This window comes from Streptomyces sp. NPDC107517, assembly GCF_055582645.1.
The window spans coordinates 287,237-310,510 of sequence record NZ_JBVJPM010000005.1 but is presented as its reverse complement, the minus strand read 5'-3'; the positions used below and the strand labels follow the sequence as shown (position 1 = coordinate 310,510).

The 23,274-nt window shown below is 72.5% G+C and carries 22 protein-coding genes and 1 pseudogene; 9 read left to right on the top strand and 14 right to left on the bottom strand.

From position 1 onward, the window contains the following. Positions 1-72: 72 nt before the first annotated feature. The 4 genes and pseudogenes from ACZ67T_RS14900 to ACZ67T_RS14885 all read left to right on the top strand — a co-directional run bounded on the left by ACZ67T_RS14900 (position 73) and on the right by ACZ67T_RS14885 (position 3,704). Positions 73-1,439 (top strand): annotated as a pseudogene (locus ACZ67T_RS14900) (ferredoxin reductase family protein). Between the two features lie 8 nt (positions 1,440-1,447). Beyond that, complete coding sequence (locus ACZ67T_RS14895; RefSeq protein ID WP_469984176.1) at positions 1,448-1,912, top strand: FMN-binding protein; 465 nt, start codon at positions 1,448-1,450, stop codon at positions 1,910-1,912. 31 nt (positions 1,913-1,943) lie between these two features. Then, a complete protein-coding gene (locus tag ACZ67T_RS14890; RefSeq protein ID WP_469984420.1) occupies positions 1,944-2,636 on the top strand; it encodes an FAD:protein FMN transferase in 693 nt (230 codons plus the stop codon). Between the two features lie 96 nt (positions 2,637-2,732). Continuing rightward, positions 2,733-3,704 carry a bile acid:sodium symporter family protein gene (locus tag ACZ67T_RS14885; RefSeq protein ID WP_469984175.1) on the top strand — a complete coding sequence of 324 codons (972 nt, stop codon included), beginning with the start codon at positions 2,733-2,735 and terminating at the stop codon, positions 3,702-3,704. Between the two features lie 88 nt (positions 3,705-3,792). Here ACZ67T_RS14885 and ACZ67T_RS14880 read toward each other — a convergent pair whose 3' ends face one another. From ACZ67T_RS14880 to argC, 5 genes are read right to left on the bottom strand one after another with little or no spacing between them, the layout of a single operon-like run. Beyond that, a complete protein-coding gene (locus tag ACZ67T_RS14880; protein ID WP_469984174.1) occupies positions 3,793-4,332 on the bottom strand; it encodes an arginine repressor in 540 nt (179 codons plus the stop codon). A 17-nt stretch (positions 4,333-4,349) separates the two neighbouring features. Beyond that, on the bottom strand, positions 4,350-5,552 hold the full coding sequence (locus ACZ67T_RS14875; RefSeq protein ID WP_469984172.1) for an acetylornithine transaminase: 1,203 nt from the start codon (positions 5,550-5,552) through the stop codon (positions 4,350-4,352). After that, entirely contained in the window at positions 5,549-6,499 is a 951-nt protein-coding gene (gene argB, locus ACZ67T_RS14870) for an acetylglutamate kinase (protein ID WP_469984171.1), read from the bottom strand. The genes ACZ67T_RS14875 and argB overlap by 4 nt, the downstream gene beginning before the upstream one ends. After that, the gene (gene argJ, locus ACZ67T_RS14865; protein WP_469984169.1) at positions 6,496-7,647 is read right to left on the bottom strand and encodes a bifunctional glutamate N-acetyltransferase/amino-acid acetyltransferase ArgJ; all 1,152 of its coding nucleotides are present in this window, start codon (positions 7,645-7,647) and stop codon (positions 6,496-6,498) included. Before argJ ends, argB begins: the two co-directional genes overlap by 4 nt. Then, complete coding sequence (argC, locus tag ACZ67T_RS14860; RefSeq protein WP_469984167.1) at positions 7,644-8,672, bottom strand: N-acetyl-gamma-glutamyl-phosphate reductase; 1,029 nt, start codon at positions 8,670-8,672, stop codon at positions 7,644-7,646. The genes argJ and argC overlap by 4 nt, the downstream gene beginning before the upstream one ends. Positions 8,673-8,938: 266 nt before the next feature. On the opposite strand from argC, the gene ACZ67T_RS14855 reads away from it, so the two are divergent. Beyond that, the gene (locus ACZ67T_RS14855) at positions 8,939-9,385 is read left to right on the top strand and encodes a DUF6314 family protein (RefSeq protein WP_469984165.1); all 447 of its coding nucleotides are present in this window, start codon (positions 8,939-8,941) and stop codon (positions 9,383-9,385) included. 9 nt (positions 9,386-9,394) lie between these two features. On the opposite strand, the gene ACZ67T_RS14850 is transcribed toward ACZ67T_RS14855, so the two are convergent. From ACZ67T_RS14850 to ACZ67T_RS14840, 3 genes are all read right to left on the bottom strand, one after another. Beyond that, positions 9,395-9,970 carry a histidine phosphatase family protein gene (locus tag ACZ67T_RS14850; protein ID WP_469984163.1) on the bottom strand — a complete coding sequence of 192 codons (576 nt, stop codon included), beginning with the start codon at positions 9,968-9,970 and terminating at the stop codon, positions 9,395-9,397. A gap of 31 nt (positions 9,971-10,001) precedes the next feature. Further along, the gene (locus ACZ67T_RS14845) at positions 10,002-10,499 is read right to left on the bottom strand and encodes a GNAT family N-acetyltransferase (protein WP_469984161.1); all 498 of its coding nucleotides are present in this window, start codon (positions 10,497-10,499) and stop codon (positions 10,002-10,004) included. Between the two features lie 70 nt (positions 10,500-10,569). Beyond that, complete coding sequence (locus tag ACZ67T_RS14840) at positions 10,570-12,006, bottom strand: aminotransferase-like domain-containing protein (protein WP_469984159.1); 1,437 nt, start codon at positions 12,004-12,006, stop codon at positions 10,570-10,572. Here ACZ67T_RS14840 and ACZ67T_RS14835 point away from each other — a divergent pair. Further along, positions 12,005-12,973, top strand: coding sequence for a DMT family transporter (locus tag ACZ67T_RS14835; RefSeq protein WP_469984157.1), 969 nt, complete (start codon positions 12,005-12,007; stop codon positions 12,971-12,973). The two genes, ACZ67T_RS14840 and ACZ67T_RS14835, sit on opposite strands and share 2 nt — an antisense overlap. Before the next feature lie 71 nt (positions 12,974-13,044). After that, positions 13,045-13,239, top strand: a complete 195-nt coding sequence (locus tag ACZ67T_RS14830) for a DUF1918 domain-containing protein (protein WP_100597064.1) — start codon at positions 13,045-13,047, stop codon at positions 13,237-13,239. Here the strand turns inward: ACZ67T_RS14830 and ACZ67T_RS14825 are convergent, their stop codons facing one another. Further along, positions 13,240-14,466, bottom strand: a complete 1,227-nt coding sequence (locus ACZ67T_RS14825) for a glycoside hydrolase family 10-like protein (protein WP_469984156.1) — start codon at positions 14,464-14,466, stop codon at positions 13,240-13,242. A gap of 175 nt (positions 14,467-14,641) precedes the next feature. Between ACZ67T_RS14825 and ACZ67T_RS14820 the strand changes: the two genes are divergently transcribed. After that, positions 14,642-15,502 carry a 3-hydroxybutyryl-CoA dehydrogenase gene (locus ACZ67T_RS14820; protein WP_469984154.1) on the top strand — a complete coding sequence of 287 codons (861 nt, stop codon included), beginning with the start codon at positions 14,642-14,644 and terminating at the stop codon, positions 15,500-15,502. Between the two features lie 225 nt (positions 15,503-15,727). Beyond that, positions 15,728-15,985, top strand: a complete 258-nt coding sequence (locus ACZ67T_RS14815) for a hypothetical protein (RefSeq protein WP_469984153.1) — start codon at positions 15,728-15,730, stop codon at positions 15,983-15,985. Between the two features lie 15 nt (positions 15,986-16,000). Here ACZ67T_RS14815 and ACZ67T_RS14810 read toward each other — a convergent pair whose 3' ends face one another. The 5 genes from ACZ67T_RS14810 to pheS all read right to left on the bottom strand — a co-directional run bounded on the left by ACZ67T_RS14810 (position 16,001) and on the right by pheS (position 23,186). Beyond that, positions 16,001-16,546 (bottom strand): NUDIX domain-containing protein, encoded by a 546-nt coding sequence (locus ACZ67T_RS14810; RefSeq protein WP_469984151.1) that lies wholly within the window; start codon positions 16,544-16,546, stop codon positions 16,001-16,003. Between the two features lie 74 nt (positions 16,547-16,620). After that, a complete protein-coding gene (locus tag ACZ67T_RS14805) occupies positions 16,621-17,961 on the bottom strand; it encodes a transcriptional regulator (protein WP_469984149.1) in 1,341 nt (446 codons plus the stop codon). Between the two features lie 286 nt (positions 17,962-18,247). Then, on the bottom strand, positions 18,248-19,381 hold the full coding sequence (locus ACZ67T_RS14800; protein ID WP_469984148.1) for a PP2C family protein-serine/threonine phosphatase: 1,134 nt from the start codon (positions 19,379-19,381) through the stop codon (positions 18,248-18,250). Positions 19,382-19,551: 170 nt separating this feature from the next. Beyond that, positions 19,552-22,062 (bottom strand): phenylalanine--tRNA ligase subunit beta, encoded by a 2,511-nt coding sequence (gene pheT / locus ACZ67T_RS14795; protein ID WP_469984146.1) that lies wholly within the window; start codon positions 22,060-22,062, stop codon positions 19,552-19,554. Then, the gene (gene pheS / locus ACZ67T_RS14790) at positions 22,062-23,186 is read right to left on the bottom strand and encodes a phenylalanine--tRNA ligase subunit alpha (protein ID WP_469984144.1); all 1,125 of its coding nucleotides are present in this window, start codon (positions 23,184-23,186) and stop codon (positions 22,062-22,064) included. Before pheS ends, pheT begins: the two co-directional genes overlap by 1 nt. Positions 23,187-23,274 lie beyond the last annotated feature (88 nt).

Here is a 23,274-nt window from a genome sequence, read left to right as displayed (position 1 = left end):
CTCAGAGGTTCGGGCCGCAGAGTTGCGTCCTGCCCGGCCCGCCCGACCCCGATCCGACGAGGAGCCGCACCGGTGACCACCACGCACAGCCCCCCGCCGCTGCGCCACCGCGCCCCGCGCCCCGCGTACCGCCGCTCCCCCGCGGTGCCGCTCCTGGCCGCCGCGGGTGCGGGCGGGGCCGCGGTGCTCGCCCTGTGGTGGCAGGGCACCGGCGTCGTGTCCGGCGCCGACGGCTGGCTGACGGGGGCGGGCCGGATCATGGGCCTGATGTGCGGCTACACGTGCGCGCTCCTCGTCGCCCTGATGGCGCGTGTGCCGCTTCTGGAGAAGGGGCTGGGCAGCGACAGGACGGCGCGCTGGCACGCCTCGGCCGGCCGCTGGACGGTCGGTCTGCTCCTCGGCCACCTCGTCCTGATCACTCTCGGATACGCGGCGCAGAGCCGTACCGACCCCGTGTCGGAGCTCGGCACGATCGTCCTCGACTATCCCGAGATGCTGAAGGGCACGGTGGGCGCGGCCGTGCTCGCACTGGTGGGCTTCGTGTCGGCACGGGCGGTGCGCCGCCGGATGCGGTACGAGACCTGGTACTACCTGCACGTCCTGACGTACGCGGCGATCTTCCTCGCGTTCGGGCACCAGCTGGCGCTCGGCGCCGACTTCGCGGGCGGGGCAGCCGCCCGCGCGGCCTGGTACGCCCTCTATCTGAGCGTGGCCGCGCTCGTGCTGTGGTTCCGGGTGCTGGTGCCGGTGCGGCTCAACGTCCGGCACCGGCTGCGCGTCGAGGTGGTCGTGCGGGAGGCGCCGGGGGTGTCGTCGGTGTGGCTGAGCGGCCGACGGCTGGAGGCGCTCGGCGCGGAGCCGGGTCAGTTCTTCCGCTGGCGCTTCCTCGCGCCCGGTATGTGGGCGGCCTCGCACCCGTACTCCTTGCGGCGGTGCCGCGCGGCGGGTTCCTTCGGATCACGGTGAAGGCGCTGGGCGACCACAGTGCGTCCGTCGCGGGCCTGACCCGGGGCACGCGTGTATGGGCGGAGGGGCCGTACGGGGCGCTCACAGCGGGGCTGCGGCGCTCGCGCCGGGTGCTGCTGCTCGCGGGCGGCACGGGCATCACGCCCCTGCGCACGCTCTTCGAGACACTGCCGGCGGCGCCGGGCGACCTGACGCTGCTCTACCGGGCGCGCACCGCCGAGGAGCTGGCGCTGCGCGGTGAACTGGAGTCGATCGCGGCCGGCCGCGGCGCCCGCCTCGTGTACGTCCTGAACGACGCCGACGGCGCCCGGACGGACGTCACCGCGGACGGACTGCGCCGGATGCTCCCGGACATCGCGGCCCACGACGTGTACCTGTGCGGGCCGCACGGCCTCGCGCTCGCCTCGTACGACGCCCTGCGCGAGGCCGGTGTGCCCGCTTCCCGTGTCCACTACGAGTCGTTCGAGCTGTGAGCCGCGCCATGAGAGCCCATCCGATCCGCCGTACCGTCCTGACCTGCGTCGCGACCGCCTCCGTGACGACGCTGGCGCTCGCACTCAAGCCGCACTCGCAGCCGGTCACGGCGGCCCCGCGGGCCCCGGCGTCCAGCCGGTCCCCCGCGGTCTCGGGCGGCACCGGGTCCGGCGGCGCGACCGGCGGCGCGACCGGAAGGCGGACTCTCACCGGCGAGACCGTGCAGACGCGTTACGGCCCCGTCCAGGTCGAGATCACCGTCGACGGCGCGAAGATCACCGCCGCCCGTGCCGTCAAGACCCCGTCGGGCGACCGGCGCAGCGTGGACATCGCCTCGTCCTCGGTCCCGACCCTCGTGCAGGAGACCCTGGACGCCCAGAGCGCCCGGATCGACACGGTCTCCGGTGCCACGTTCACCAGCGAGGGCTACGTCTCGTCGCTGCAGAGCGCGCTGGACCAGGCCCGTGGGTGACGCGGCCGGGCTGCACCGGGTCGTGCACACCATGGGCACGGTGTTCTCGATCACGGCGCGCGGCGCGGACGTGGGTCCGCGGGCGCTCGACGAGGCGGAGGCGTGGCTGCGCCATGTGGACGCCGTCTTCTCGACGTACCGCGAGGACAGCGCGGTCAGCCAGCTCGCCCGCGGCGAGCTCGCGCCCCGGGACTGCGCGCCCGAGGTCCGCGAGGTGCTGCGCCTGTGCGAGCGGGCGCGGGAGCACACCGGCGGCTGGTTCACGGCGGGGCACTCCGGCGGCTTCGACCCGAGCGGCCTCGTCAAGGGGTGGGCGGTGGAGCGGGCGGCCGAAGGGCTGCTCGCCGCGGGCGCGACCGGCGTCTGCCTGAACGGCGGCGGCGACGTCCAGGTCCACGGCGGCCCGTGGCGTGTGGGCGTGGCGCATCCGCTGCGCCCGGGGCAGGTGGCCGCGGTCGTCGAGTCGCGGCAGGGCGCGCTGGCGGTGGCCACTTCGGGTCCCGCGGAGCGCGGCTGCCACATCGTCGACCCGCACACCGGGCGGGCGCCCGTGGGCGCTCTCGCCTCCCTGACCGTCGTCCACGAGGGGCTCAACGACGCGGACACCTGGGCGACCGCCGCGTACGCGATGGGTCCGGGGGCGCGGGCATGGCTGGAGGCGCAGCCCGGTGTCACGGCGTTCGCGGTGACGGCGGACGGGGAGACCTGGTCGGTGACCCCCTGACGAGGACGGGGAAGATGTGGCGTCCCCATGAAGATGTAAGGACCACATAACGAGACAGGGTTGCGGGCATACCGGCCGGCGGCGTTGCATCGGCCGGTGCAGACCGAACAATTGATCCCCCAGTCGACGGACACCGGCAACCGCGCGGCGCGCCTGGCCGTCACCGTCTTCCCCGTACTCGTGCTCGCGGCGGGTGGCATCGGGCTCGCCCTGCCCGACGCCTTCGTGAGCTGGAAGACGAACGTCCCGTACCTGCTGGGTGTGGTGATGTTCTGCATGGGGCTCACGATGACCCCGCACGACTTCAAGGGCGTCGCCAAGCGGCCCTGGGCCGTCGGCCTCGGACTCGTCGCGCACTACGTGATCATGCCGGGGCTCGGCTGGCTGATAGCCAACGCCCTCGATCTGCCGCCCCAGTTGGCGGCGGGCGTCATCCTCGTGGGCTGCGCCCCGAGCGGCACGGCCTCCAACGTGGTGACCTACCTGGCGCGCGGCGACGTCGCCCTGTCCGTCTCCGTCGCCACCGTCTCGACCGTGCTCGCCCCGCTCGTCACGCCGCCGCTGACACTGCTGCTCGCGGGCGAGTTCCTGCCGGTGGACGCGGGGTCGATGGTCACGGACATCCTCAAGACCGTGCTGCTGCCGGTCCTCGCGGGGCTCGTCGTGCGCCTGGTCCTCGGCCGGTACGTCGACCGGGTGCTCGGCGCCCTGCCCTGGATTTCGGCGCTGACGATCGCCGTCATCGTCGCCGTGGTCGTCGCGGGCAGCGCGACGGCGATCAAGTCGGCCGCCAGCCTGGTCCTGCTCGCCGTCGTCCTCCACAACGGCCTCGGCCTCGCGCTCGGTTACGGCGCCGGAAAGCTCGCCCGCCTCGGGGCGCCCGCGTCCCGCGCGATGGCGTTCGAGGTCGGCATGCAGAACTCGGGGCTCGCCGCGTCCCTGGCCACAGCCCACTTCAGCCCGCTCGCGGCGCTCCCCGCGGCGGTGTTCTCCGTGTGGCACAACGTGTCGGGTGCCCTGGTCGCGGCCTGGATGTCGTACCGGGCGCGCCGCGCCGAGCAGGCCTGAGAACGCGACAGCGCCCCGGACCACCCGTGCACATCGGGCGGTCCGGGGCGCGAGCCAGAACGATTCAGCGTTCTCGGATCCAGCGCACTCAGTGGTCGTTCTGGGCGAGGCGCAGCAGGTGGTCGGCGAGCGCCTGCCCGCCGGTCGGGTCGCGGCTGATGAGCAGCAGGGTGTCGTCACCCGCGATCGTCCCCAGGATCACCTGGAGTTCCGCCTGGTCGATCGCCGACGCGAGGAACTGGGCGGCACCGGGCGGGGTGCGCAGGACCACGAGGTTCGCCGAGGCCTCCGCGGAGATCAGCAGCTCCCCCGCGAGCCGCCGCATCCGCTCCTCCTTGGCCGAGCCGCCGAGCGGGGCCTGCGGGGTGCGGAAGCCGCCCTCGCTGGGCACCGCGTAGATCAGCTCGCCGCCGGTGTTGCGGATCTTGACCGCGCCCAGCTCGTCCAGGTCCCGGGAGAGCGTCGCCTGCGTGACCGTGAGGCCGTCGTCGGCGAGCAGCTTCGCCAGCTGGCTCTGCGAGCGCACCGGCTGCCGGTTGAGGATGTCCACGATCCGGCGGTGACGCGCGGTGCGGGTCTGCGGCACGGCGGGTCCCGCGGCGTGCTCGTTGTCCTGCGCCTGACTCATCGTCGTCGTCCCATTCCTCAGGATCGTCCTTCCCCGTCGGCCCCTTCGAGGGCCTTGTCCAGAACGCCGGGCAGCGCCTGGAGCAGGGTGTCCACCTCGTCGTCGTGGAGGTTGAGCGGCGGCATGAGCCGTACGACATCGGGGGCGGGCGCGTTCACCAGGAGGCCGGCATCCTGAGCCGCCTGCTGCACCTGGGGCGCGAGCGGCTCGGTGAGCACGATACCCAGGAGGAGCCCGGCGCCCCTTACGTGGCCGACGAGCGGGTGCCGGAGTGACGCGATTCCGTCCCGCAGCCGCGCCTCGGCACGCTTGACGTTGTCCAGGAGGCCCTCGCCGGCGACGGTGTCGAGCACCGCGAGGCCGGCCGCGCAGGCGACGGGGTTCCCGCCGAACGTCGTGCCGTGGTGACCGGGCCTGAGCAGCTCGGCCGCCGCGCCGAACGCGACGGTCGCGCCGATGGGCAGTCCGCCGCCGAGGCCCTTGGCGAGCGTGACGACGTCGGGGTCGACCCCCTCCTCCGCCTGGTACGCGAACCAGTGCCCGGTCCTGCCGATGCCGGTCTGCACCTCGTCGAGGACGAGGAGGGTGCCGGTGGCCCGGGTGATCTCCCTGGCCGCCCTGAGGTAGCCGGCGGGCGGCACGACGACGCCGTTCTCGCCCTGGATCGGCTCGATGATCACCAGCGCGGTCTCTTCCGTGACCGCCGCCCGCAGTGCCTCGACATCCCCGTACGGGACGTGCGTGACGTCGCCGGGCAGCGGCAGGAACGGCTCCTGCTTGCCGGGCTGGCCGGTCAGCGCGAGGGAGCCCATCGTGCGGCCGTGGAAGCCGCCCTGCGTGGCGACCATGTGTGAACGGCCCGTCAGACGGCCGATCTTGAAGGCGCCCTCGTTGGCCTCGGCGCCGGAGTTGCAGAAGTACACGCGGCCGGACCGGCCGAAGAGCTGGAGGAGCCGTTCGGCGAGCGCGACGGGCGGCTCGGCGACGAAGAGGTTCGAGACATGGCCGAGCGAGGCGATCTGCTCGGTGACCGCCTGGACGACCGCGGGGTGCGCGTGGCCGAGGGCGTTGACCGCGATGCCGCCGACGAAGTCGACGTACTCCTTGCCGTCGGCGTCCCACACCTTGGCGCCCGCGCCGCGGACGAGGGGCAGCCGGGGCGTGCCGTAGTTGTCCATGAGCGCGCCCTGCCAGCGCGCGGTCAGCTCCTGGTTGCTCATGACTCCCCCTGTTTGTCGATGGCCTGTACGTCGACGGTGTGTGCGTCGCCGGATTCGGGGGCGTCCGGCACGACCATCGTGCCGATGCCCTCGTCGGTGAAGATCTCCAGCAGGATCGAGTGCGGGACCCGGCCGTCGATGACGCGGGCGGTCGTCACGCCGTTGCGTACGGCGTGCAGGCAGCCCTCCATCTTCGGAACCATGCCGCTGGCCAGCTCGGGAAGGAGCTTCTCCAGCTGCCTGGCGGTGAGCCGGCTGATGACCTCGTCGGAGTTCGGCCAGTCCTCGTAGAGGCCCTCGACGTCGGTCAGGACCATCAGGGTCTCGGCGCCCAGCGCCGCGGCGAGAGCCGCAGCCGCCGTATCGGCATTGACGTTGTAGACATGTCCGTCGTCCTGGGAGCGGGCGATCGAGGAGACGACCGGGATGCGGCCGTCGGCGAGCAGGGCCTCGATGGCGCCGGTGTCGATCTCGGTGATCTCGCCGACCCGGCCGATGTCGATCAGCTCGCCGCCGATCTCGGGCCTGTGCTTGGTGGCGGTGATGGTGTGCGCGTCCTCGCCGGTGAGGCCGATGGCGAGGGGTCCGTGCTCGTTGAGGAGCCCGACGAGCTCGCGCTGCACCTGGCCGGCCAGGACCATCCGCACGACGTCCATCGCGTCCTCGGTGGTGACCCGCAGGCCCGCCTTGAACTCGCTGACGATGCCGTGCCGGTCGAGGGCCTTGCTGATCTGCGGTCCGCCGCCGTGCACGACGACGGGCTTGAGGCCCGCGTGGTGCAGGAAGACGACGTCCTGCGCGAAGGCGGCCTTCAGGTCCTCGTCGATCATGGCGTTGCCGCCGAACTTGATGACGACGGTCTTGCCCTGGTGCCGGGTGAGCCAGGGCAGTGCCTCGATGAGGATCTGCGCCTTGGGCAGCGCCGTGTGCTTCCGTGTCGTGCTCATGAGCTGTACGCGCTGTTCTCGTGGACGTAGTCCGCGGTCAGGTCGTTCGTCCAGATCGTCGCGGTCTCGGAGCCGGCCGCCAGGTCGGCGGTGATGACGACCTCCCGGAAGCGCATGTCGACGAGCTCGCGGTCCTCGCCGACGCCGCCGTTCTTGCAGACCCAGACGCCGTTGATGGCGACGTTCAGCCGCTCGGGCTCGAAGGCGGCGGACGTCGTGCCGATCGCGGACAGCACCCGGCCCCAGTTGGGGTCCTCGCCGTGGATCGCGCACTTGAGGAGGTTGTTGCGGGCGATGGAGCGTCCCACCTCGACGGCGTCGTCCTCGGTCGCGGCGTTGACGACGTCGACCCTGATGTCCTTGCTGGCGCCTTCGGCGTCGCCGATGAGCTGCCGCCCGAGGTCGTCGCAGACCGTGCGGACGGCCTCGGCGAACTCGGCGTACCCCGGGGCGACTTCGGCGGCGCCGGAGGCCAGGAGCAGCACGGTGTCGTTCGTCGACATGCAGCCGTCGGAGTCGACGCGGTCGAAGGTGACCTTCGTGGCGTCCCGCAGGGCCTTGTCCAGGACGTCGGCCTCCAGGTCGGCGTCCGTGGTCAGGACGACGAGCATGGTGGCGAGGCCGGGGGCGAGCATGCCCGCGCCCTTGGCCATGCCGCCGACCGTCCAGCCGTCGCCCTCGAACACCGCGGTCTTGTGCACGGAGTCGGTGGTCTTGATGGCGACGGCGGCCTTCTCACCGCCGTGCGGGCTGAGCTGGGCGACCGCCGTGTCGACGCCGGGCAGGAGCTTGTCCATGGGGAGGAGTTCGCCGATGAGGCCGGTCGAAGCGACGGCGACCTCACCCGCGTTCAGGCCGAGCGCCTCCGCGACCTTCTCCGCCGTGGCGTGCGTGTCCTGGAAGCCCTTCGGGCCCGTACAGGCGTTGGCGCCACCGGAGTTGAGGACGACGGCGGACACGAGCCCGCCCTTGAGGACCTGCTCGGACCACAGGACCGGCGCCGCCTTCACGCGGTTGGAGGTGAAGACGCCCGCGGCGGCCAGGCGGGGCCCGCGGTTGACCACGAGGGCCAGGTCCGGGTTGCCGTTCTGCTTGATCCCGGCGGCGATGCCCGCGGCCGTGAATCCCTTGGCTGCCGTCACACTCACGGCGCGACTCCGATCGTGGTAAGCCCCGTGGTCTCGTCGAGACCGAGGGCGATGTTCATGCTCTGAAGGGCGCCGCCCGCGGTGCCCTTGGTGAGGTTGTCTATGGCGCTGATCACGATGATCCGGCCGGTCGCCGAGTCGTACGCGACCTGTACCTGCACGGCGTTCGAGCCGTACACGGACGAGGTCGCGGGCCACTGCCCCTGCGGGAGCAGGTGCACGAACGGCTCGTCGGCGAAGGCCTTCTCGTAGACGGCCCGTACGCTCTCGGCGCTCACGCCCGGCTTCGCCTTGGCGCTGCACGTGGCGAGGATGCCGCGCGGCATCGGGGCCAGCGTCGGCGTGAAGGAGACGGAGACCGGCACACCGGCGACGGCGCCCAGGTTCTGGATCATCTCGGGGGTGTGCCGGTGGCCGCCGCCCACACCGTACGGGGACATGGAGCCCATGACCTCGGAACCGAGCAGGTTCGCCTTGGGCGCCTTGCCCGCACCGGACGTCCCGGACGCGGCGACGATCACGGCCTCCGGCTCGGCGAGCCCGGCCTCGTACGCGGGGAAGAGCGCGAGGGTGACGGCGGTCGGGTAGCAGCCGGGCACCGCGATGCGCTTGGTGCCCTCCAGCGCGGCGCGCGCGCCGGGCAGCTCGGGGAGCCCGTAGGGCCAGGTCCCGGCGTGCGCGCTGCCGTAGAACTTCTCCCAGTCGCCCTCGTCCTTCAGCCGGAAGTCGGCGCCCATGTCCACGACGAGCGTGTCCTCGCCGAGCTGCTCGGCCACGGCGGCGGACTGCCCGTGCGGCAGCGCGAGGAAGACCACGTGGTGCCCGGAGAGCACCTCGGCGGTCGTCGGCTCGAGGATCCGGTCGGCCAGCGGCACCAGGTGCGGCTGGAGCGCACCGAGGGGCTGCCCCACGTTCGAGTTGCCGGTCAGGGCGCCGATCTCCACATTGGGATGAGCGAGCAGCAGACGCAGCAGCTCTCCGCCCGCGTATCCGCTTGCCCCTGCCACTGCTACGCGTACCGCCATGGAACCCTCCTCTTGGATGGCATGACTATACGCACTTCTGCACGTTTATGCAATGCGAATGATCGCCGCGGACGCGTGCGCCCGGTCGGAGACGAGCGTTCCCCCGCCCCGCCATCCCGCGTAGTGCTCGCCGGAGCGGCCGTGCGACCAGCCGCCGCGACCGGGTCGTCGAAGTGGGCCGGGACGCTCAGCGGGACCCGGCCGCCGGGCGGGGTCCCGGCAGGCGGCAAGATGGGGAGCACGGGCAACGAGACGGGTGGGACGAGATGAGTGAGGCCTGGCCGGTTCCCGACGTGCTGGCCCATCTGGCGGGGCGCTGGCACGTCGAGCGGACGGTGCGCGACCTCGCCGGCGACGCGGTCGGCACCTTCTCCGGGACCACCGACTTCACATACGAGGACGGCGGCGGGCTGCTGCACCACGAGGCGGGCACCTTCGTGTGGCACGGCACCGCCCGGCCCGCCGAACGGAACCTGCGCTTCCTGCCGGGCGACACCCCGGGCACGGCCGTCGTGCGGTTCTCCGACGGCCGCTTCTTCCACGATCTGGACCTGCGCACGGGCCGCCACACGGCGGACCACCCCTGCGCGGCGGACCTCTACCGCGGCGCGTTCGAGGTGACCGGACCGGACCACTGGCGGATGGAGTGGCGGGCCAAGGGCCCCGCGAAGGACCTCGTGCTCACCACCGAGTACACGCGTGCAGCGGCCTGACCGCCCGGCTCAGGCCGCGGCGTCGAGCCGTACGCTCCAGCGACCCGCGCTCCCCGCGAGGACGGCGGTCGACAGGGGGCGGACATCGATGTTCCAGTACGTCGACGGGGGCGCCTTGAGCGCGTAGACGAGGGCCGCCCGTACGACGGCCGGCTCGGCGACCGCCACGACGGTCGCGCCGTCGTCGTTCGGCCGCGTGTCGAGCCAGCCGCCGACCCGGGATATGAACGCGAGCAGCGACTCCCCGCCGTGCGGCGCCGAGCGCGGGTCGCGCAGCCAGGCGTCGACGGCGCCCGGCTCGACGGCCGTCACCTCGGCGAGCGTGCGCCCGCGCCAGCGGCCCATGTCGCAGTCACGCAGGGCGAGTTGGGACAGGGGCGCGAGGCCCAGCGCCTCGGCGGTGCCACGGCTGCGGGCGGTGGGCGCGCAGTAGCGCAGCTCCGCCGCGGCGAGCGGCACCAGCGTGGACGAGGCCCGCTCCACCTCGTGCCAGCCGGTGTGGTCGAGGGGCCGGTCGTCGTCGAAGCGCTCGGCGAGCAGCGAGGCGCTGCGCGCGGCGGCGAGAAGCGTCACGCGAACGGGCATGCGGTGATCGTGGGGTGTGCCACGGCTGCGGTCAAGGGTCCACGGGGCGTATGCCGGCCGCATGCGCCCCGTGGCGCGCTCCGCGCAGGGTGAGCGCCATCCAGATCTCCGGCTCGGCGAGCGCCGCGAAGCCGAACTTTTCGTACACCCCGTGCGCGTCCCGTGTGGCGAGCATGATGCGGCGCAGGCCGAACGGCTCCAGGTGGTCGCGGACGGCGGCGACGAGCGCGGTGCCCACGTTCTTGCCGCGGGCGGTCCGGTCCACGTAGACGTCGCAGAGCCAGGCGAAGGTGGCGTGGTCGGTCACGACACGGGCGTACGCGACCTGCTCGCCGGAAGCGGAGTCGTACACCCCGAAGTTCAGCGATCCCGCGATCGCCCGGTCCTGCTGTTCGCGGGCGCGGTCCATGGCCCAGTAAGCGTCCGTGGAGAGCCAGCGGTGCACGCGGTCGGCGTCGATGCGGGCGGTGTCGGCCGAGATCTCATAGCCGTCGGGGAGCGCGGGGACTGTGGCGGGGGTGTCGGTCATGACGCGAGATTTGCAGGCGGGGCCGGTGCCCGTCGAGCCGGTTTCGGGCGCCGGTCGTCGCTCGGGTCGCTCACTCGAGCACCTCGTCGCACGCGACCCGCAGCCGGCGGACGCCCTCCGTGATCTCCGCGGGCCCGGCGATCGCCGCGAAGCTCAGCCGGATGTGCGGTGCCGGGGGTTCGGCGGAGAAGTAGGGGCGCCCGGGCGCGACGGCGACGCCCGCACGCAGCGCTCCCGCGACGAGCGCCGCCTCGTCCGTGCCGTCCGGCAGCCGCGGCCACAGCAGATAGCCGCCCGACGGCACGTGCCCCACGGTGAGTTCCGGCAGGGTGGCGCGCAGGGCCGCCGTCATCGTGTCGCGGCGCACCTTCAAGTGGGCGGCCACGGTACGCAGGTGGCGCGGCCAGGCCGGCGAGCCGACCAGTTCCAGGGCGGCCTCCTGGAGCGGGCGCGGCACGAAGAAGTGGTCGACGACCTGAATCGCGCGCAGCCGTTCGAGGACGGGGCCGCGCGCGGCGAGGCAGCCGATGCGAAAGCTCGGCGATGTCGCCTTGGTCAGGGAACAGACATGGACGACCACCCCGTCGTGGTCGTCGGTGGCCAGCGGCCTGGGCAGCGGTCCCGCGTCCTCGTGGACGAGGCGGCGCACGAAGTCGTCCTCGACGATGAACGCCCCGGCCTCGCGCGCGATCCGCAGCACCTCGGGTCGCCGCTGCGCGGACAGGACCGCGCCGGTCGGGTTCTGGAACAGCGGCTGGCACACGAACACGCGCGCGCCCGTCGCCCGGAACGCCTCGGCGAGCAGCTCCGGACGCACCCCGTCCGTGTCGACCGGCACGGGCACGGGCCGCAGCCCCGCCGCACGCGCGATGGCCAGCATGCCCGGATACGTGGGCGATTCGACGAGGACGGGGGCGCCGGGCGGGGCGAGGGCACGCAGTGCGGTGGCCAGGGCGGACTGGCCACCGGACGCGATCAGCACCTCGGCGGCGGTGATGGCGCCGCCGATACCGCGCGCGAACCACTCGCGGAGCTCGGGTATGCCGTCGACCGGGGGCCGCCCCCACGCGCCGGGGCGGCGGCCCGCGCGGGCGAGCGCGGCGGCCATGGCGCGTTCCGGCTGGAGCGAAGGATGCAGATAGCCGCCGTTGAACTCGACGACTCCCGGTGGCGGGGCGGAGAGCGTGACCAGGACTCCGGAGGCGTCCACCGCCCGCGGCACCAGCTCGGTCGCGGAGTCGGCGCTCAGCGCGAGCGCCTGCCAGGAGGTGTCACCGGCCGGCCGGGCCGCGGCGCGGGGCTCCGCGCGGAACGCACCGGCTCCCGGACGCGTCACGACGATCCCCTCCGCGGCGAGCTGCGCGAGCGCGCGCGACACGGTCACCGGGCTCACCCGGAACCGCTCGACGAGAGCCCGGCTGGACGGCAGCTTTCCACCTGGAGAGTAGCGATCCAGCTCCCCGCGCAGTCGTTCCGCCAGTTCACCCACACTGCTACGCTCATGCATGAGTACAGAGAATAGCGCTACTGGCGTCACGGGGATAGCAGTCGACGGCAGCACGGCCCCCGCGCCGGGCCCCTCGCCACGTCCTGCCCCCACCGCTCTCACACCGAAGGCGACCCGGGGCGGGACCGCCCTGGCCGCGCTCGGCGTCACCGCCTTCTCGCTCACCTTCCCCGCCACCGCCTGGGGGCTCGAAGGTTTCGGGCCCTGGAGCCTCGTCACCGTGCGGAGCGTCCTCGCCGCCGTGATCGCCGGTTCCTGTCTGCTCGCGCTGCGCGTCCCCGTTCCCCGGCGCCGGCACTGGGCCGGTCTCGCCGTCGTCGGCGCGGGTGTCGTGCTCGGGTTCCCGCTGCTCACGACGCTCGCCCTGGAGACGGCCACCACCGCGCACTCCGCCGTCGTCGTCGGCCTGCTGCCCCTGACGACCGCCCTGCTGTCCGCGCTGCGCACCGGCGCGCGGCCCTCGCGCGGCTTCTGGATCGCGGCCTGCGCGGGCGCCGCCGCGGTGATCGCGTTCACCGTGCAGCAGAGCGGCGGCACGCTCACCACCGCCGACCTGTACCTCTTCGGCGCGCTCCTCATCTGCGCCGCCGGCTACACGGAGGGCGGCCGCCTGGCCCGCGTCATGCCGGGCTGGCAGGTCATCGCCTGGGCCCTCGTGGTCTGCCTGCCGCTCGCCGTGCCGGGGGCCGTCGTCGCGCTGAGCCACGAACCGCTGCACCTGACGGGGCACGCCGTCGCGGGGTTGCTCTGGGTGGCCGTGGGCTCACAGTTCCTCGGTCTGGTCGTCTGGTACCGCGGCATGGCGGTGATCGGCATCCCCAAGGCGAGCCAGCTCCAGCTGGCCCAGCCGCTGCTCACCCTGGTCTGGTCGGTGTTCCTGCTCGGCGAGCACCTCTCCCCCGCCGCGCCCCTGACCGCGGCGGCCGTTCTCGTGTGCATCGCGGTGACCCAGCGGTCCCGCGGCTGAGGGTCCCCAACCCCGGGACACGGTCCTACCCTTGAGATACGGGTCGACGAGGGACGAGGAGGTCACTCACGATGCGTGCCACCAAGGGCGACCATCTGCGGGTGCACGGCAGGACCGTGGGCGAGCACGACCGGGTCGCGGAAATCGTCGAAATCATGGGCCACGACGGCGAGCCGCCGTTCAGGGTCCGCTTCCAGGACGGCCATGAGGCGGTGATGTCACCGGGCCCCGACTCCGTCGTGCAGCACGAGGAGCCGGCACCCTAGTCATCCGGACGAAGGGCCCTGGTAGTGGTCCTCGACCACCTGGGCCATGGCACCGATCCGGTCGGCGCGCACCTCCCTCGCCGAGAAGAACACATGACCGCTCACCTGCGGGTAGCCCTCGGCGAAGGTGAGGTGGCGGGAGAGTTCGGCCGGATCCTGCCACTCGGCGGGCTGCGCCGGATCGCCCGCCTTGTAGAGCGCCTCGCCCGCGTAGAGGCGCACCCCCGTCCCGCGTGCGACGTCCGACCACCAGGGCACGAGCTTCGCGTAGTCCGCGGCGGCGAAGCCGATGTTCCAGTAGATCTGCGGGCAGATGTAGTCGATCCAGTGCTCGCGCACCCACTTACGGGTGTCGGCGTGCAGGTCGTCGTACGTCTGCACCCCGGCCCGCGTGTCCGAGCCGAGCGGGTCCGTCGCCGCGTTGCGCCACACCCCGAAGGGGCTGATCCCGAACTGGGTGCGCGGTCTGATCCGCTTCACGCTCGCGGCCATCTCGCGCACGAGCCGGTCGGTGTTGTCGCGCCGCCATGAGGCCCGGTCCGGGAAGTTCCCGCCGTGCGCCGCGTAGGCCGCGTCGTCGTCGAAGACCTGGCCCGCGACCGGATACGGGTAGAAGTAGTCGTCCCAGTGCACGGCGTCGATGTCGTAGCGGCGGACTGCGTCGAGCATCGCGTCCTGGACGAACGTGCGCACCTCGGGCAGGCCCGGGTTGTAGTAGAGCTTGCCGCCGTAGGCGACGACCCAGTCGGGATGCTGGCGGGCCGGGTGCGTGGACACGAGGCGGGAGAGGTCCGTGTGGTTCGCGATGCGGTAGGGGTTGAACCAGGCGTGCAGTTCGAGGCCGCGCCGGTGCGCCTCCTCCACGGCCGTGCCGAGCGGGTCCCAGCCCGGATTCTCGCCCTGCACTCCGGTGAGGACGCCCGACCAGGGCTCGTACGGGGAGGGCCAGAGCGCGTCGGCCGTCGGCCGCACCTGGAAGACCACGGCGTTCAGGTGCCGGCCCACCGCCGTGTCGAGGTGGGCGATGAGTTCCGTACGCTGCTGGGCCGCGCTCAGGCCCGGCTTCGACGGCCAGTCGACGTTGGCCACCGTCGCCAGCCACATGCCCCGCATGTCGCGGGCCACCGGAGCGTGGCCCGCGGACGCGGCGGCCGCGTCCCCCGCTGCGAGTCCGGTCAGCGCCGCCGCCGTCGCGAGCGCGAAGCCCCTGCGTGACAAATGCCTCATCCGTCCACCCCCTGGCCAACGGCCCCGGCCTTTCCGGGTCGCGCTGGGGACAGCATGCCCGACCCGACCCGCCGAGTACGGGAGGCTCCGAGTAACGTGCAGGGCCGAGGCAGGCGCCGGAACCCGGGAGTCCTGCCGGCCGGAGAACAGCGAAAGGCACGAGGTGACCGACCCTATGGGGGACATCCAGCGCGTCGGAGTGGTGGGCTGCGGCCAGATGGGAGCGGGGATCGCGGAGGTCTGCGCCCGCGCCGGTCTGGACGTCATGGTGGCGGAGACCACCGGTGAGGCCCTGGAGATCGGCCGTACACGGCTGCACAACTCCCTCTCCAAGGCGGCCGAGCGCGGCAAGATCAGCGCGGAGGAACTGGCCGAGACCCAGGCCCGCCTGAGCTTCACCACCGACCTCGGGGAGTTCTCCGACCGGGACCTCGTCATCGAGGCCGTCGTCGAGAACGAGCAGGTCAAGACCGAGATCTTCCAGGTGCTCGACCAGGTCGTCACCCGGCAGGACGCCATCCTGGCGTCCAACACCTCCTCGATCCCGCTGGTCAAGCTGGCCGTGGCGACCTCGCGCCCCGATCACGTCATCGGTATCCACTTCTTCAACCCGGCGCCCGTGCAGAAGCTCGTCGAGCTGATCCCGGCCCTCACCACCTCCGAGGGCACGATCAGCCGCGCCCAGGCCCTGGTCGAGAAGGTCCTCGGCAAGCACGCGATCCGCGCCCAGGACCGCTCCGGCTTCGTGGTCAACGCGCTGCTGATCCCGTACCTGCTCTCCGCGATCCGGATGTTCGAGTCGGGCATCGCCAGCCGCGAGGACATCGACAACGGCATGGAGCTCGGCTGCGCCCACCCCATGGGCCCGCTCAAGCTCGCCGACCTCATCGGTCTCGACACGGTCGCCTCGGTCGCCGACTCGATGTACGCGGAGTTCAAGGAGCCCCTGTACGCCGCTCCCCCGCTGCTCCAGCGGATGGTCGACGCGGGCCGCCTCGGCCGCAAGACGGGCTCGGGGTTCTACCAGTACGCGTGATCGCCCCCTACGGGTGATCGCGCGCGGTTCGACGCCGCGCTGACTCTGTGTAGTCGAAAGTTCGGGCCCGGCGCTCTTCGGAGTGCCGGGCCCGAACCATTCACACACCGTGTGCGCACCGGGCCCGCATATGCCCATCGCACACTCTCCCGCCGTACCCACCAGGCGAGTTGACTTTCCGTGCGCAGGACAACGGATCTGCCCACTACGGAAAGGAGCCGACCCGTGACCGCCGACCCCGAGCGTCCCGTGGTCCCGGAAGAACTCGCGGAGTTACGCCGCAGCCTCGAAGTGGGTCTTGCCCGCGTCGACGGCAGGCTGGCGTTGCTCACTCAGCGCGATGAACAGAGCGTCAAGGATCAGGACGATCTGAGCACTCGGGTCGCCGCGCTCGAGCACACCCGATGGCCACTGCAGGCCATCGCCGCGATCACCGCGGCCGGCGCCCTAGGCCTTGCCGTCTGGCAGGCGTTCGGACGCTAGCGCCTCTCGTCCGGATCAGGCCGGGGCGTCCTGCCCCAGCCTGAGATGGTGCAGCATCAGCAGTGCGGCCGCCATGTTGGCGGCCGGGACCTCGCCGCGGGCGACCATGTCGGGGACGAGCTTGAGAGGGACCCACTCCCGGCGGTCCGACTCGAAGTCGTCCTCGGGATGGCCGACGTACGAAGCCTCCTCGGCCCAGTAGACGTGGTGCCTGGCGTCCTCGAGACCGTTCGACGGCTCCACGCTCATCAGATGGCGTAAGGGTCCCGGCCGCCAGCCGGTCTCCTCCTCCAGTTCCCTGGCGGCCGCGGCGGCGATGTCCTCGCCGTCCTCGACCACCCCCGCCGGGAGCTCCCAGCCCCAGCTGTCGGTGATGAAGCGGTGCCGCCACAGGAGCAGCACCTCATTGGCCTCGTTGACCACGGTGGCCACGGCGACCGGCCGCAGTCGTATGACGAAGTGGTCGAGGTGCCGGCCGTCCGGGAGCTCGACATCCGCGAGATTGACCCGGAACCAGCGGTTTTCATACACAGTTTGTTCGTTCTGTTTCGTCCACTGCACGGTTCTGCCACCTTCCGCCGAGTTAGATGGCAATATCGCAGCAGCGGAGCGTGAAAGAGCAGTGCAGGTCGGGCTCAGAGCGGTACGCGCAGTGCCCCGTCGATGAGTTCGGCCGCCTCGGCGGTGCCGGCACAGCCGTTGCGGACCAGGTGTTCGCGTACCGCCCGGAGTCTGTCGCGCAGCCGCTGCGACTCCATTCCCCGCGCCTGTTCGGCCATCTCCACCGCGATCGCGACAGCCTTCTCGGCGTTTCCCTGTCTCAGCTCGATCTGGCTGAGCATGGCGAGCCGGTGCACGCGCCCCCTGTCGTGGGCGGGGTTGTGCACGGCCGCCGCCGCGTGTTCGCACGCCGAGGTGAGGTCGCCGAGGCTCAACAGCGCCTCCGCCACCTGCACGTTGACGAGTCCGGGCTGGACATAGCCCGTCTCGTCCGGTTCGTGGCCGCGCCGGATGCGGTCCGCGGCCGACTCGGCGCGCCGGATGCAGGACAGGGCACTGGTGCCGTCGCCGAGGTGCGCGTAGGCCTTGGCCTGCATCGCGTACAGATCCGAGGCGAGCGCGGGCGTGATGTGCCGTCCGGCGGCCCGCAGCGCGGCCTCGGCGAAGGCCACCGACTGCCGGTACTGCCGCATGTGGAGCGACTGGTTGACCAGGAGGGCGATGACATAGGCGCCGAGCCCGCGGTCACCGCTCGCCTTGGCGAGGCGCAGCGCCTGGTGGAAGTAGCGCTGGGCGAGGCCGTGCGCGTCGGAGTCGTAGGCGCAGATGCCCGCGATCGCGACCAGGCCGCCGGTGGCGCGGTGCAGTTGGCGGCCCGTCTCGTCGGTGTAGCTGCCGCGCAGCAGGGGCGCCGCCTCCGTGTTGAGGAAGCCGACGATGCGGGTGCGCGTCGCGATGCCGCCGGCCTTGCGGTACATCTGCTCGTAGTGCGTGCGGGCCGAGCGCATCATGTCGAGGTCGGCGGCGCTGACCCGGTGACGTCCGCCGCGTGACACATCGGTGTCCTCGGGCGGGTTCTCCCACTCCCACACGGGCATCACGGCCGGGGTCCCGGTGACGGCCGGGGCGCCCAGTATGTGGGGCCTCTGCTGTTCGTCCGAGCGCCACAGGGCGGTGGCCCGCTCGACGAATCCGGACAGGCTCTGGCCGTGCGGGGTGGCCGGTTCGCCGGGCACGCCCAGGCCGATGTCGTCGAGGGTGACAGGGCGGTGCAGGCGGGCGGCGAGGACCTCGCAGATGAGGTCGGACACCTGGCCGCGTGGCCGCTGGCCCTTCAACCACCGTGCGACGGCGGTGTGTTCGTAGCGCAGGGCGAGTCCTCTGGCACGGCCCGCCTGGTTCACGTGCGCGGCGAGACCCGCATGGGAGATCCCGGCCTCGTCGAGGATCGCGTCGAGCAAGGTGTTGGGCTGCATGGAGGCCCTCCGGTGGCTCGGTGCCGTCAGCGTAGTGGAACGGGCTTCACACGGGGTGTGAACGGAGTGCCCGAATCCGGGCGTTGCGCACTCTTTTGTGGCGTGATGCAACTCGATTGACTGAACTGCCTCGCAAGAGGCCGGCCGGGCCGCCGGCTCCCCCTCGTACAGTGCGGCGGCCCGTTTCGCGCCGTCCGACCGGCTGCCTGCCCGACAACTCCGTGGCCGGCGGACGGCGCGCCCCGGGGGGCGGGAGCCCCGGGGCCGGCTCACCCGGTGGCACCGCTCACTTGGCAGCGCTGTGGACGCGGGGCTCCCCGTGCTGCAAGGGAACTCTCCTGCGGTCGTTGCGCAGGACGAGGAGCGCGGCGTCGTCGGCCGGTAACCCGCCTGTGTGGCACAGGAGTTGGGCGTACACGGCACGGATGACGGCCTTGGGGACGACCGGCTGGACGCGCACGGCCTCGGCGAGCGCGGCGGGCAGCGGGAAGAACCGGCCGCGGGCGTCCCTGGCGTCCTCGATCCCGTCGGTGTGGAGCAGCAGCCCCTCCCCCGGAAGGAGCCGCCCGCACGCCACGACGGGCAGCTCGGCCGGGAGCGGGAACGGCCCGAGCGGCGGCAGGGGTTCACCGCCCACGACCAGCTCCGCGTAGCCACGCGGGACAGCCGCGGGATCCACACGGCTGCGCAGCAGATACGGCCACGGGTGCCCGCAGTTGAGCGCGAGCACCTCCCCGTCCTGCCGGATCTCCAGGAGCAGTACGGTGACGAACTCCTCCGCGACCGGACTGACGGGGTCGGCGCCGCCGGCCGCGGGGTGCTCGTCGCGCGAGCGCTCGCGCAGGTGCCGGGCCATGGCCCGGTCGAGTCGCCTCAGCACACAGGCCAGTTCGGCCTCGTCGTGCGCGGCCTCGCGGAAGCTGCCGAGGACGGCGGCGACGGTCGCGAGGGCGGCGAGTCCGTGCCCGCGGACGTCCCCCATGACGACCCGCACGCCGTGGTCGGTGGCGACGACCTCGTAGAGGTCGCCGCCCACGGTGGCGCCCCGGTCGGCCGAGAGCTGTCCCGCCGCGATCGCCAGACCGTCGATGCGGGGCGGCAGCGGGCGCAGCAGCACGTTCTGTGCGGCCCCCGCGATCCTGCGCAGCTGCCGCAGTTCGCGCTGGAGGCCGCGCCGCACATGGAGGATCAGACCCGTGCCGACGGCGAAGAAGACGGCGCTCGACGCGATGCGCGCCCCGAGTCCGGTCTGCTGCGCGAGCGGGCAGGCCAGCTTGAAGGTGATCGCCACGGCGCCCCAGGCCGTGGGCAGCGCCAGATCGAGCGCGCGGCGCACGCGGAGGGAGCGGGAGCGGGTGAGCCGGGATCTGAAGGAGGTGCGGGGTGGTCGGGAGGGCGTCCTCGGGTGGTTACGGATCATGCCGACGGCCTCCCTAAGGCCCTGTTCAGCGCGGTCGGCCCTGCGGCCGCAATGATTCTGTCGACCGTCTGCCCCGATCGGACCGGATCACCGCCACTTCTCACCCGAACGAGTGAGGGGCACATCCGGTGGTCCGGATGTGCCCCTCACTGCGTCTCGCTCTGGCGGGATCAGGCCCCGCGCAGCACCGCCCCGGTGCGTTCGGCGGCCAGCGCCACGGCCGCGTCGCGGGCCGCGGAGGCCTCGTCGACGGTCAGCGTGCGGTCGCCGGCACGGAAGCGCAGCGCGTAGGCGAGGGACTTGCGGCCCTCACCGAGCTGCTCGCCCGTGAACACGTCGAACAGGCGCAGGGACTCGAGGAGTTCACCCGCCCCCTCGCGCAGCGCCTGCTCCACGTCGGCGGCCGGCACGGAGGCGTCGACGACGAGCGCGACGTCCTGCGTGGCCACGGGGAACGTGGAGATCCGCGGCGCCTGGAGCGCGCCGGTGCCGGCCCGCTCGATGCGGTCGAGGTCGACCTCCATGGCGCAGCTGCGCTCAGGCAGGTGCAGCGCCTTGATGACGCGCGGGTGCAGCTCACCGGCGTGGCCGACGAGGGTCTCCGCGCCGTCCACCACGGCGAACAGCGCGGCGCACCGGCCCGGGTGCCAGGGAGCGTGCTGGTCGCCGCGCACGATCAGCTCGACACCGGCCTCGCGGGCGATGGTGCGGGCCGCCTCGACGGCGTCCGCCCAGTCGGCCGGGCGGCCGGTGCCCCACCAGCCGGCCTGCTCGCGGGCGCCCGTGAGGACGACCGCGGCGTGGCGGGGCTGACGCGGCAGCGCGGCGTCGAGGCCGGCGATCTCCTCGTCGGTGGGACGCCGGTCGATCGGCAGCCGTACGGCCTGCGGCTCGTCACCGGTCGGCCGGAAGACCAGGCCGGTCTCGAACAGCGCCAGGTCGTGCGAGCCGCGTCCGTCGTTGCGGCGCAGCGCCTCCAGGAGTCCCGGCAGCAGCGTCGTACGGAGCGCGGGCTCCTCGTCGGAGAGCGGGTTGACCAGCTTGACCGTGGTGCGGCGCGGGTCGTCCTGCTCGATGCCGAGCTTGCCGAGCGTCTCGTCGCTGATGAACGGGTAGTTCAGCGCCTCGACGTAACCGGCACCGGCCAGGGCGCGGCCGGCGCGGCGGTGCAGCCGCTGGCGCTCGGTCAGGCCACGGCCCGCCGGGGGCCTCGGCAGCGTCGAGGGCAGGTTCTCGTAACCCTCGAGCCGGATGACCTCTTCGGCCAGGTCGTTCGGCTCCCTCAGGTCCGGACGCCACGACGGCACGGTGACCGTCAGGTTGTCCTGGCCGTAGACGTCGCAGCCGACCTGCTGGAGGCGGCGCACGACGGTCTCGCGGCCGTACGTGACACCCGCGACCTGGTCGGGGTGGTCCGCCGGGAGCGTGATGGTGTGCGGCGCGGAGGGCGCGATGACCTCGGTGACACCGGGGTCGGCGGTGCCGCCCGCGAGGAGCACGAGCAGGTCCACGGTGCGCTGGGCCGCGGCGGACGCGGCTTCCGGGTCGACGCCGCGCTCGAAGCGCTTGGACGCCTCGGAGGACAGCTTGTGGCGGCGCGCGGTGCGGGCGATCGAGACGGGGTCGAAGTGCGCGGCCTCGATGACGACGTCGGTGGTCCCGGCGTCGGCGCCGTGGTCGGCGATCTCGGTGTTGGCTCCGCCCATGACGCCCGCGAGGCCGATGGGGCCGCGGTCGTCGGTGATCACCAGGTCCTCGGCGTCGAGCACGCGCTTGGCGCCGTCGAGGGTGACGAACTTCTCGCCCTGCTCGGCCCGGCGCACGCCGATCGTGCCCTGGACGAGGGAGCGGTCGTAGGCGTGCAGGGGCTGCCCGAGCTCCAGCATCACGTAGTTGGTGATGTCGACGGCGAGCGAGATCGGGCGCATGCCCGCCTTCTGCAGCCGGCGCTGGAGCCAGATCGGGGAGCGGGCCTCGGGGCTGAGACCGGTGACGGTGCGCGCGGTGAAGCGGTCGCAGCCGGCGGGCTCGGAGATCTGGACCGGGTAGCCGTTCGCGTTCGGCGCGGGCACGTCGAGGAGCGCCGGGTCGCGCAGCGGCAGGCCGTACGCGATGGCGGCCTCGCGGGCGATGCCGCGCAGGGACAGGCAGTCGCCGCGGTTGGCGGTGACGGCGATGTCGAGGACCTCGTCGACGAGCTGGAGGAGCTCGATCGCGTCGGTGCCGACCTCGTGCTCGGGCGGCAGGACGATGATGCCGCCGGAGCCGTCGTCGCCCATGCCCAGCTCGTCGCCGGAGCAGATCATGCCGTGCGACGTCCTGCCGTACGTCTTGCGCGCGGCGATCGCGAAGTCGCCGGGCAGCACGGCGCCCGGCAGGACCACGACGACCTTGTCGCCGACGGCGAAGTTGCGGGCGCCGCAGACGATCTCCTGCGGCTCGCCGGTGCCATTGGCCCGGCCGACGTCGACGGTGCAGAAGCGGATGGGCTTCTTGAAGCCCTCCAGCTCCTCGATGGTCAGGACCTGACCGACGACGAGGGGGCCCTTGAGGCCGGCGCCGAGCTGCTCGACGGTCTCGACCTCGAGGCCGGTGGCGACAAGCTTCTCCTGCAGGTCACGGCCGGTCTCGGTGGCGGGGAGATCGACGTACTCCCGCAGCCAGGAAAGCGGGATACGCATCAGATCTCCATCCCGAACGGCCGGGTGAACCGGATGTCACCCTCGACCATGTCTCGCATGTCTTCGACGTTGTGGCGGAACATCAGCATCCGCTCGATGCCGAACCCGAAGGCGAATCCGCTGTACTTCTCGGGGTCGATGCCCGCCGCGGTCAGCACCTTGGGGTTGACCATGCCGCAGCCGCCGAGCTCGATCCAGCCCTCGGAGGAGCAGGTGCGGCACGGGCGGTCCGGGTTGCCGACGGACTCGCCGCGGCACACGTAGCAGACCATGTCCATCTCGGCGGACGGCTCGGTGAACGGGAAGAAGTTCGGGCGCAGCCGGGTCTTCATGCCCTCACCGAAGAGCGCCTGGACCATGTGGTCGAGGGTGCCCTTGAGGTCCGACATCGTCAGGCCCTCGTCGACGGCGAGCAGCTCGACCTGCATGAACACCGGGGTGTGCGTGGCGTCCAGCTCGTCGGAGCGGTAGACGCGGCCCGGGCAGATCACGTAGACCGGCGGCTCGCGGTCGAGCATGGACCGGATCTGCACCGGGGACGTGTGGGTGCGCAGGACGACGTTCGACTCCGTCTCGCGGCCCTTGGGGCCCTCGACGAAGAACGTGTCCTGCATCCCGCGCGCGGGGTGGTCGGGGCCGATGTTCAGGGCGTCGAAGTTGAACCACTCCGCCTCGACCTCGGGGCCCTCGGCGACCTCGTAGCCCATGGCCACGAAGACGTCCTCGATGCGCTCCGAGAGCGTGGTCAGGGGGTGGCGGGCGCCGGCCGGGGTCCGGTCGTAGGGCAGCGTGACGTCCACCGCCTCCTCGACCAGGACGCGCGCGTCGCGCTCGGCCTCGAGCTCCGCCTGGCGGGCGGCGAGCGCCTTGCTGACGGCGCCGCGGGCCATGCCGACGCGCTTGCCGGCCTCGGCCTTGGCCTGCGGGGGCAGGGCGCCGATCTCGCGGTTGGCGAGCGACAGGGGCGAGGTGCCGCCGGTGTGGGCGACCTTGGCCTCCTGGAGCGCGCCGAGGGAGTCCGCGGCCGCGAAGGCGGCGAGCGCCTCGTCCCGCATGCGCTCGATCTCTTCCGGTTTCAAGGCCTCGACCTCAACAGGGTCGTACGACTTATTCGGTGCCGACATCTCTTCCCGTGCTTCCGGTTGGTTTGGCGGATGGTCCCCGTCCACGACTCGGAGACGATTCGTCTCAGGATTGGGACGCAAAGTGCCA

Excerpts from the sequence above, each read along its gene's own strand:
- ACZ67T_RS14895 (WP_469984176.1), top strand. The coding sequence starts at position 1,448 with ATGAGAGCCCATCCGATCCGCCGTACCGTCCTGACCTGCGTCGCGACC.
- ACZ67T_RS14890 (WP_469984420.1), top strand. The coding sequence starts at position 1,944 with ATGGGCACGGTGTTCTCGATCACGGCGCGCGGCGCGGACGTGGGTCCG.
- ACZ67T_RS14880 (WP_469984174.1), bottom strand. The coding sequence starts at position 4,332 with ATGAGTCAGGCGCAGGACAACGAGCACGCCGCGGGACCCGCCGTGCCG.
- ACZ67T_RS14875 (WP_469984172.1), bottom strand. The coding sequence starts at position 5,552 with ATGAGCAACCAGGAGCTGACCGCGCGCTGGCAGGGCGCGCTCATGGAC.
- argB (WP_469984171.1), bottom strand. The coding sequence starts at position 6,499 with ATGAGCACGACACGGAAGCACACGGCGCTGCCCAAGGCGCAGATCCTC.
- argC (WP_469984167.1), bottom strand. The coding sequence starts at position 8,672 with ATGGCGGTACGCGTAGCAGTGGCAGGGGCAAGCGGATACGCGGGCGGA.
- ACZ67T_RS14855 (WP_469984165.1), top strand. The coding sequence starts at position 8,939 with ATGAGTGAGGCCTGGCCGGTTCCCGACGTGCTGGCCCATCTGGCGGGG.
- ACZ67T_RS14850 (WP_469984163.1), bottom strand. The coding sequence starts at position 9,970 with ATGCCCGTTCGCGTGACGCTTCTCGCCGCCGCGCGCAGCGCCTCGCTG.
- ACZ67T_RS14845 (WP_469984161.1), bottom strand. The coding sequence starts at position 10,499 with ATGACCGACACCCCCGCCACAGTCCCCGCGCTCCCCGACGGCTATGAG.
- ACZ67T_RS14835 (WP_469984157.1), top strand. The coding sequence starts at position 12,005 with ATGAGTACAGAGAATAGCGCTACTGGCGTCACGGGGATAGCAGTCGAC.
- ACZ67T_RS14840 (WP_469984159.1), bottom strand. The coding sequence starts at position 12,006 with ATGCATGAGCGTAGCAGTGTGGGTGAACTGGCGGAACGACTGCGCGGG.
- ACZ67T_RS14830 (WP_100597064.1), top strand. The coding sequence starts at position 13,045 with ATGCGTGCCACCAAGGGCGACCATCTGCGGGTGCACGGCAGGACCGTG.
- ACZ67T_RS14825 (WP_469984156.1), bottom strand. The coding sequence starts at position 14,466 with ATGAGGCATTTGTCACGCAGGGGCTTCGCGCTCGCGACGGCGGCGGCG.
- ACZ67T_RS14820 (WP_469984154.1), top strand. The coding sequence starts at position 14,642 with ATGGGGGACATCCAGCGCGTCGGAGTGGTGGGCTGCGGCCAGATGGGA.
- ACZ67T_RS14805 (WP_469984149.1), bottom strand. The coding sequence starts at position 17,961 with ATGCAGCCCAACACCTTGCTCGACGCGATCCTCGACGAGGCCGGGATC.
- ACZ67T_RS14800 (WP_469984148.1), bottom strand. The coding sequence starts at position 19,381 with ATGATCCGTAACCACCCGAGGACGCCCTCCCGACCACCCCGCACCTCC.
- pheT (WP_469984146.1), bottom strand. The coding sequence starts at position 22,062 with ATGCGTATCCCGCTTTCCTGGCTGCGGGAGTACGTCGATCTCCCCGCC.
- pheS (WP_469984144.1), bottom strand. The coding sequence starts at position 23,186 with ATGTCGGCACCGAATAAGTCGTACGACCCTGTTGAGGTCGAGGCCTTG.